Origin of the sequence: Carnobacterium sp., from assembly GCF_032094055.1 — a bacterium.
Lineage (GTDB): Bacteria > Bacillota > Bacilli > Lactobacillales > Carnobacteriaceae > Carnobacterium_A.
In genome coordinates this window covers 31,070-39,144 of record NZ_DAMDAK010000015.1, presented here as the reverse complement: position 1 = coordinate 39,144, position 8,075 = coordinate 31,070, and the positions used below count along the sequence as shown (strand labels likewise).

Sequence of the window (8,075 nt, the reverse complement as noted above, 5' to 3'; positions counted from 1 at the left end):
GGGGATGTTGGATATGTTACAGCAAACATCAAAACGATACAAGATACACGAGTTGGGGACACGATCACTTTAGCTGACAACCCTGCTGCAGAATCATTAGAAGGCTATCGGAAATTGAATCCGATGGTTTATTGCGGAATGTATCCAATCGATTCTTCACGTTATGGTGATTTAAGAGACGCTTTAGACAAACTACAATTAAATGATGCAGCCTTACAATTTGAAGCTGAAACGTCTCAAGCACTTGGGTTTGGGTATCGTTGCGGATTCTTAGGACTTTTACACATGGACGTTATTCAAGAACGGCTTGAACGTGAATTCAATTTGGATTTGATCACAACTGCTCCATCCGTTATCTACCATGCAAACTTAACAGATGGTACTCAAAAAACCGTGGCTAATCCAGCTGAAATGCCTGAACCAGGTGTTATCGAATCGATTGAAGAGCCTTATGTAAAAGCAACAATTATGGTCCCAAATGATTACGTTGGAGCTGTCATGGAAATTTCCCAACGCAAACGTGGCGATTTCTTAACAATGGACTATCTTGATGACAACAGAGTAAACGTTGTCTATGAAATTCCTTTATCAGAAATCGTTTATGATTTCTTTGATAAATTGAAATCAAGCACTAAGGGATATGCTTCTTTAGATTATGAAATGATCGGCTACAAGAAGAGTAATTTATCTAAAATGGATATTTTATTAAATGGTGAGAAAGTTGATGCTTTAGGTTTTATTGTGCATAAAGATTTTGCTTTTAATCGTGGAAAAGCTATCGTTGATCAATTGAAGACGATTATACCAAGACAACAATTTGAAATCCCGGTTCAAGCAGCTATCGGACAAAAAATTGTTGCTCGTTCAAACATCAAAGCATTACGTAAAGACGTTACAGCAAAATTATATGGTGGTGATGTGACCCGTCGACAAAAACTATTGAAGAAACAAAAAGCTGGTAAAAAACGGATGAAACAAGTCGGTTCCGTAGAAGTACCGCAAGAAGCCTTCATGTCTGTTCTTAAGATGGATGACGAGTAAAACGTTGAGATAACATTGTTTTTCAAAAAAATTAAATAGTATAAAAAGCTAACTTGCCTATCATTTGCCTATCAATATAAATTTTGTAGGGTTTCGATAGGCATTTTTTTAGGGAAATTCCTAGCTTTTCAATTTTCCGTTGTAATGTTTACTGGAGGGAGAAAAAAATGATTAAATCTTTTTTAATGGTAGGACAATCGAATATGGCAGGCCGTGGTTTCATTCAAGATGTAGTACCTATCTACAATGAAAGAATAAAAATGTTACGCAATGGTAGGTGGCAAATGATGACCGAACCTATTAATTATGATCGTCCCGTTTCTGGTATTAGTTTAGCTGGTTCTTTTGCAGCTGCATGGTGTCATAAGTATAAAGAGGATGAAATTGGCCTTATTCCTTGTGCTGAAGGTGGAAGTACTTTAGATGAATGGGCTGTGGATGGTATTTTATTTAGGCATGCCATTAATGAAGCAAAATTTGCTATGGAAAACAGTGAATTAGCAGGTATTTTATGGCATCAAGGCGAAAGTGATAGTTTTGGTGGTAAATATAAAGACTATTACAAGAAATTTTTATTAATTATAAATAATTTACGAAAAGAGTTAAATCTACCTAATATCCCGATTATTATTGGTGAGTTAGGAGATTATTTGGGACGAGAAGGTTTTGGAAAAGGCTCTATTGAATATAATCTAGTAAATAGAGAATTGAAAAACTTCGCGCTTGAACAAGAGAACTGTTATTTTGTTACAGCATCTAATTTAACAGCTAATCCAGATGGTATTCATATAAATGCCGTATCGCAGAGAAAATTTGGTTTAAGGTATTTCGAAGCTTTTTCTAAACAAAAACATATAATGGAACCGCTAGTGGATGAAAACAAGTTAATCGATATTGACTCTAACAGAACATATACTAAAGCTGAACAGATATATAGAAAAAGCAGCGACCTTGCATTAGGCAAAATAACCTATAACGAATTTGAATCTCAAATAATGTATATCAATAAAAATCAAAATGAGTAATGATATTATTTAAAAGCTTGCTAGTCCATTTGACGAGCACTATTTATTCTTATCAAAACTGGTTAATTGATTTAATAAGTGTATTAGGTGCTATCATGCACAGCTCGTTCTACCTTAACTTTACGCTCCAAATATTTTTAAAATGAGCAGATCAACTATTGATTCAGCTCTTTTTTTTGATTTTAATAGAGTTAAAGCTTATCCTAAATAAGAGCTTTAGTATAGTTACAAAAAATGGAGAGGGTGGTTTCATTGTATCTCGTGGTTAGTTTTATTTGTGCTGTAGGATTCGCGTTCATTCACTTTTCTTCCAAATATATGCAATTTGCTAATCGTGTACCACGCAGCAGGTTTTTATCACTTTCTGCTGGAGTAGCCGTTTCTTATGTTTTTGTGCATTTGTTGCCCCAATTAAATGATTATCAACAAATTGTCACTGAAAAACTACAACAAAGCAGTTGGCGGCATATTGAGAATCATATCTACATCATCGCTTTACTAGGATTAGTTCTATTTTACGCCATGGAACGTTTAGTCAAAATATCGCGGAAAAGCAAGTACTTAAAGAATCCAGAAGAAGCAGATTCGGGTGTGTTTTGGATTCATATGGGTTCTTTTTTTATCTATAACGCTGTTATTGGGTATCTTTTAATCAGAGAAGAATACAAAAGTTCTTTCGGCATGCTCTTTTATTTTCTGGCATTAGGGGTACATTTTATAACGAATGATTGGAGTCTTAGAAGAGATCACAAAGAAGCGTATGACAAATATGGCAGACTTATTTTATCAGCAGCTCCTATTTTAGGGTGGCTGATAGGAGCATTGACAGAACTGAATGAATTTGTACTATCGGTTTTGCAGGCTTTTATAGCTGGAGGAGTTATTCTAAATGTGTTGAAAGAAGAATTACCAGAAGAACAAAAAAGTAGTCTAAGTAGCTTTTTAACAGGTGTAGTGGGCTATACCTTTCTTTTATTGCTGATTTAAAACAAATAAATAAGAAAAGAGGAAGGATATGCAAAACAAACTTATGCAATTAAAAAAATTAATTGAACAAGCTGATCATGTGGTCTTTTTTGGAGGTGCGGGAGTTTCAACGGAAAGTGGTATACCTGATTTTCGATCCGCCGATGGCTTGTTTAATCAAGATTCTGGCCAAACTTACCAACCGGAAGATATCGTTAGCGATTGGTTTTTAAAGGAGCAACCGGAAACTTTTTTTAACTATTATTTTGAACACTTAGTGTACCCAGAAGCCGTTCCTAATGTAACGCATCTTTACTTAGCTGAACTTGAAGCAAAAGGGAAAGATGTCACGATTATCACACAAAATATCGATGGGTTGCATCAAATGGCCGGAAGTAAAAATATTTTAGAACTTCATGGGACTACATTAAAGAATACTTGTTTAACTTGTGGACGACAGTATTCTTTACTTGATTTAAAACAAGATAATAAAGGGATTCCCAGATGTCCGGATGACAATGGCATAGTTCGTCCAGATGTTGTTCTCTATGGTGAAATGTTAGATCAATCAGCCTTAATAATGAGTCGGACTGCGATTGAAAAAGCTGATTTGTTACTTATTGCGGGAACCTCTTTATCTGTTTATCCCGCTAATAGTTTGATTCATTACTTTAATGGAGATGCAGTGGTCTTATTAAACCGGACATCCATTCCGTATCCAGCTGTTTTTGATTTAATTATTGAAGATTCGCTTAGTTCTGTATTTAAAGAGCTTATTGCTACTGGTAGAGATTAAAGTTAAACTGAACATAGAAAAGAGGGACGAGACAAAATTCTCGTCCTTTTTTCTGTTATTTAATGATTTACCTTAACCCCGCTTCAAAAAGCAGACAAATTTATAGGTTGTTTCTTAAAAAGGTATTGATTAATAGGATAGATTTCTAGATAATAGAAAAGGACGTTTAAGCGTTGGCTACTTTATTTGTTGAAAACGCTTGTTTGAAAAAGCATCGCTTTGAAATGGAGGAAAAGATTTGGATGTCAAACTAATGTTGTTTCAGTTTTTAGGCGGACTAGGAATTTTCTTGTTCGGAATTCAGATTATGGGAGATGGGTTGCAGAAATCTGCTGGAGACAGTTTACGCGAACTATTGAACCGATTTACGTCTACACCTTTAAAAGCTGTCTTAACAGGAATATTGGTCACCACCTTAATACAGAGTAGTTCAGGAACAACTGTTTTAACAGTTGGTTTAGTAAGTGCTGGATTTATGACACTGCGTCAAGCTATTGGCGTTATTATGGGAGCCAATGTTGGAACAACAATCACCGCATTTATTATAGGAATCAATATCGGAGAATACGCTTTGCCTATATTAGGAGTAGGAGCTATTTTACTCTTTTTCTTTAAAAAGCAGTTTATTAATAATATGGGACAAATCATGTTTGGTTTTGGAGCTTTATTTTATGGGTTAGAATTAATGGGAAGCGGAATGGCTCCTCTTGAAGAAGTTGCAGCTTTTAACGATTTGATGATCAATTTATCTCATCACCCTATATTTGCAGTTTTTACAGGAACTGGAATGACATTAGTTATGCAAAGTTCCAGCGCAACTGTCGGTATCTTGCAGAAACTTTACATGCAAGGCAGCATTTCGCTGGGAGCGGTTTTACCGGTCTTGTTTGGTGATAATATTGGAACAACGATTACTGCTATTTTAGCTACTATTGGAGCCAGCACTGCTGCTAAACGTACAGCCGGTGCACATGTGCTCTTTAATATTGTGGGAACGATTGTTTTTCTTATTTTCTTAAATCCTTTTACAAGTTTGCTTCTTTTGATCAGTCAAGCATTAGATTTGAACCCTGCTCTGCAAATTGCATTTGCGCATGGTTTATTCAATATTGGAAATGTTTTGATCCAGTTTTGGTTTATTAGCAACATTGCTACGTTAATGGAAAAAATCATACCTGGAAAAGACGCCGTTGTGGAATACGACACAACAAATTTGGATACGAAAGTCATTCAAACTTCTCCTAATGTGGCTTTAAGTCAAGCGAAATTAGAAATCAACCAAATGAGCAAATTTGCTATAGAAGAGTTTCATCATGCATTCAGCTACTATCGAGAACAAAATGAAAATGATTTGTCTACAGTGAATCATTTAGAAGAAGCCGTTAACAATATCGATCAGCGGCTTACTGAGTATTTGATGATTGTTTCGGCAGAAAAATTAACTATTGCAGAATCAAATGAATTAAGTGCTTTGATTGATATTACAAAATACCTGGAGCGTATTGGAGACCATAGCGAAAACATAGCAAAAAATGTCAAGGAAGTTCTTAAAATAGATAAGAAAGCGAAAAGCAAAGAAAAAGGACGATCTAATGGAGAAAAACGTTCACTTTATGATACAGACGTCATCAGTATGTTCAAAATGGTAGAGCTGATTGTAAAAATGGCTGTGCGTGCATATGAGGAAGACAATGAAAATCTGGCTCATAAAGTTCTTGAACACGATCCTTTTATCAATGAAATGGAAGTAAAATTACGTAAGAAATATATAGAATCTATTAATAATGGTTCAGAAAAACCAGGCGATGGAATTTTATTTATTGATATTGTGTCCAGTTTAGAACGTATCGGGGATCATTCTGTCAAAATTGCTCGACACGTGACAACAAAACACTCTGTATCAAGTCTTTCTGAAACATTTGAAAAAACAAAAGATAAGCTATTTTCCTTCGAGAACGAATAGAAATACCTGAAAAATAAAGCTGACGCAGGTTTAACTGACCTGCGTCTTTTTTAGTTGTTTAACGGGCTTTTCTATACGAAATGATCTCATTTGTTGTATACTTATAACTGAAGACATTTTTATAAAAAACGAGATTATTTAAGATAGGTGAGGAAATTTAATGACTTTTTGGCTTGATCCAACTAAAACAACTGAAGAGATTGCGCAAGAATTGTTGGGTTGTCTTATAATTAAAAAGACTGAAGAGGGAATTTGTTCAGGCTGGATCGTAGAAACAGAAGCTTATCTAGGTGAAATAGATGCAGCGGCTCATAGCTATGGTTTAAAAAAAACACCACGCTTAGCTTCAATGTATAAAGAAGCAGGAACGATTTACATTTATTCTATGCATACCCATCAAATGCTGAATTTAGTCGTTCAAGAAGCCGGTATACCGCAAGCCATCTTGATTCGTGCTATTGAACCTTACACGGGCATTGAACTGATGGAAGAACGGCGCGGTAAATATGGTGTGACGCTGACAGACGGACCCGGGAAATTGACAAAAGCTCTAGCAATCGATAAAAGCGATGATGGAGCTTCAATCAACGAGCCGCCTTTATATTTGTCGAAAACACACCGCAGAATTCCAAAAGAAATTGGAGTCTCAGCTAGAATTGGCATTCCCAATAAAGGAGAATGGACAGATGCTTTACTCCGGTATACAGTTATCGGAAATCCGTACGTTTCCAGAATCAAAGGCAAAACAGATAACGACTTAGGTTGGGAAGGAACAATTGAAACGGATCATTAAAATAGAGGAGTGGACAAAATGGCAAAACAAGACGTCATAGATTATTTAGAAACAATTATGGAAGAAAGTCATTTAGAATTTGATTGGGCTGTGCATTGGAATAAAAGACAGCACACGATTGAAGTAGCGTTTACTATCTATGCTGAAACAGCACCTAATTTGGTTGTTCAAGATGTAGAAGGCACGGTCAACAAAGAAAATATCATCCAGTTTGAAGACATTATTTGTTTTTATGATCCAGAAAAATCAAAGATTCGATTAGACGATTATTTAGCCGCTTTCCCATTTGATTTAAAAAAAGGGATCGAAAAGGGCTTTTTAGATACTGTAGTAAAAATGTTGCGCATTGTTGTTACAGAAGGACAATCTGATTTATTAGACTTTGCCACTGATCCAGCAATTGAAACGTTTGAAATGGAGTGGAACGAAACAAATTTTGAAAGCACTCTCCAAACAGCAAAAGATACGAACCGTTATAATACAGAACGAGTGGATTATCCAAAATTTTAAACTCATAACTTAGATGGAGGACTTTTGAAAATATGAAATGGATAGAAGTGAGTGTACAGACAGCAAATGAAGCGGTAGAAGCTGTTTCGAATATTTTAATTGAAGCAGGTTCCCAAGGAGTGTCAATTGAAGATAGACAAGATTATTTACAGGCGCCTGACGATGGGTTAGGTCAAGTCTGGGCATTAGATGAAGCCGATTTTTCAACAGAAGGTGTTATTATTAAAGCTTATTTTCCAGAGACACTTTTTTTACCGGAAATTTTAATAGACATCAAAGAACGCATCCTTAAATTAACAACAGTAGGATTGGCTATTGAACCCAATGTTTTAACAGTTGCTGAAGTGACTGAGACCAATTGGGCAACCGCTTGGAAAAAATACTATCATCCATTAAAAGTGACTCGTTTTTTGACGGTTGTACCTAGTTGGGAAGACTATGAACCAAAATATAAAGACGAACGCATCATTCGATTGGATCCGGGCTTGGCTTTTGGAACAGGAACACATCCTACCACCCGTTTATCTTTACAATCTTTAGAAGCAAGTATGACAGGGGAAGAAACCATTTTAGATGTCGGTACAGGATCAGGTGTGTTAAGTATTGCAGCTAAAGCTTTAGGTGCAGGAAAAGTATACGCTTATGATTTAGACGATGTAGCTGTTCGATCGGCTTATGATAATATTCAATTAAACGAGTATGCTCAAGACATTCAAGTTTCTGCTAATGATTTACTTAAAGGAGTAGAAATAAAAGCTGATATTGTAGTAGCTAACATTTTAGCAGAAATTATTGTTCCTCTTATACCGGACGCTTGGGAAGCCTTGAAACCGAGTGGGTTATTTTTAACTTCAGGAATTATCGAATCAAAAAAGAACACTATTTTGTCTCATTTAAGAGAGCAAGGGTTTGAAATCAGCCAGATTCTTCAAATGAAAGATTGGGTTGCTGTAATTGCACAAAAACCTGCTGAGGAGGAGT

At 35.7% G+C, this 8,075-nt stretch carries 8 protein-coding genes; all 8 read left to right on the top strand.

Features of this window, described 5'->3' with window-relative positions; all coding sequences use genetic code 11:
- The coding region (gene lepA / locus RT405_RS03995) for a translation elongation factor 4 (protein WP_313467751.1) at positions 1–1,041 on the top strand (1,041 nt) is incomplete at its 5' end.
- Positions 1,042–1,208: 167 nt separating this feature from the next.
- A complete protein-coding gene (locus tag RT405_RS03990) occupies positions 1,209–2,066 on the top strand; it encodes a sialate O-acetylesterase (RefSeq protein WP_313467749.1) in 858 nt (285 codons plus the stop codon).
- 261 nt (positions 2,067–2,327) lie between these two features.
- Positions 2,328–3,053, top strand: a complete 726-nt coding sequence (locus RT405_RS03985) for a hypothetical protein (protein WP_313467762.1) — start codon at positions 2,328–2,330, stop codon at positions 3,051–3,053.
- Positions 3,054–3,081: 28 nt separating this feature from the next.
- Positions 3,082–3,828, top strand: a complete 747-nt coding sequence (locus tag RT405_RS03980) for an NAD-dependent protein deacylase (RefSeq protein ID WP_313467747.1) — start codon at positions 3,082–3,084, stop codon at positions 3,826–3,828.
- Between the two features lie 253 nt (positions 3,829–4,081).
- Positions 4,082–5,791, top strand: coding sequence for a Na/Pi cotransporter family protein (locus tag RT405_RS03975; protein WP_396163222.1), 1,710 nt, complete (start codon positions 4,082–4,084; stop codon positions 5,789–5,791).
- A gap of 160 nt (positions 5,792–5,951) precedes the next feature.
- Complete coding sequence (locus RT405_RS03970; protein ID WP_313467744.1) at positions 5,952–6,584, top strand: DNA-3-methyladenine glycosylase; 633 nt, start codon at positions 5,952–5,954, stop codon at positions 6,582–6,584.
- A gap of 18 nt (positions 6,585–6,602) precedes the next feature.
- Positions 6,603–7,094 (top strand): DUF3013 family protein, encoded by a 492-nt coding sequence (locus tag RT405_RS03965; protein WP_313467743.1) that lies wholly within the window; start codon positions 6,603–6,605, stop codon positions 7,092–7,094.
- 32 nt (positions 7,095–7,126) lie between these two features.
- On the top strand, positions 7,127–8,075 hold a 949-nt coding region (gene prmA, locus RT405_RS03960), incomplete at its 3' end, for a 50S ribosomal protein L11 methyltransferase (RefSeq protein ID WP_313467741.1).

What these genes read in the sequence shown, in the direction of transcription:
- RT405_RS03990 (WP_313467749.1), top strand. Translation starts at nt 1,209, where the DNA reads ATGATTAAATCTTTTTTAATGGTAGGACAATCGAATATGGCAGGCCGT.
- RT405_RS03980 (WP_313467747.1), top strand. Translation starts at nt 3,082, where the DNA reads ATGCAAAACAAACTTATGCAATTAAAAAAATTAATTGAACAAGCTGAT.
- RT405_RS03975 (WP_396163222.1), top strand. Translation starts at nt 4,082, where the DNA reads ATGTTGTTTCAGTTTTTAGGCGGACTAGGAATTTTCTTGTTCGGAATT.
- RT405_RS03970 (WP_313467744.1), top strand. Translation starts at nt 5,952, where the DNA reads ATGACTTTTTGGCTTGATCCAACTAAAACAACTGAAGAGATTGCGCAA.
- RT405_RS03965 (WP_313467743.1), top strand. Translation starts at nt 6,603, where the DNA reads ATGGCAAAACAAGACGTCATAGATTATTTAGAAACAATTATGGAAGAA.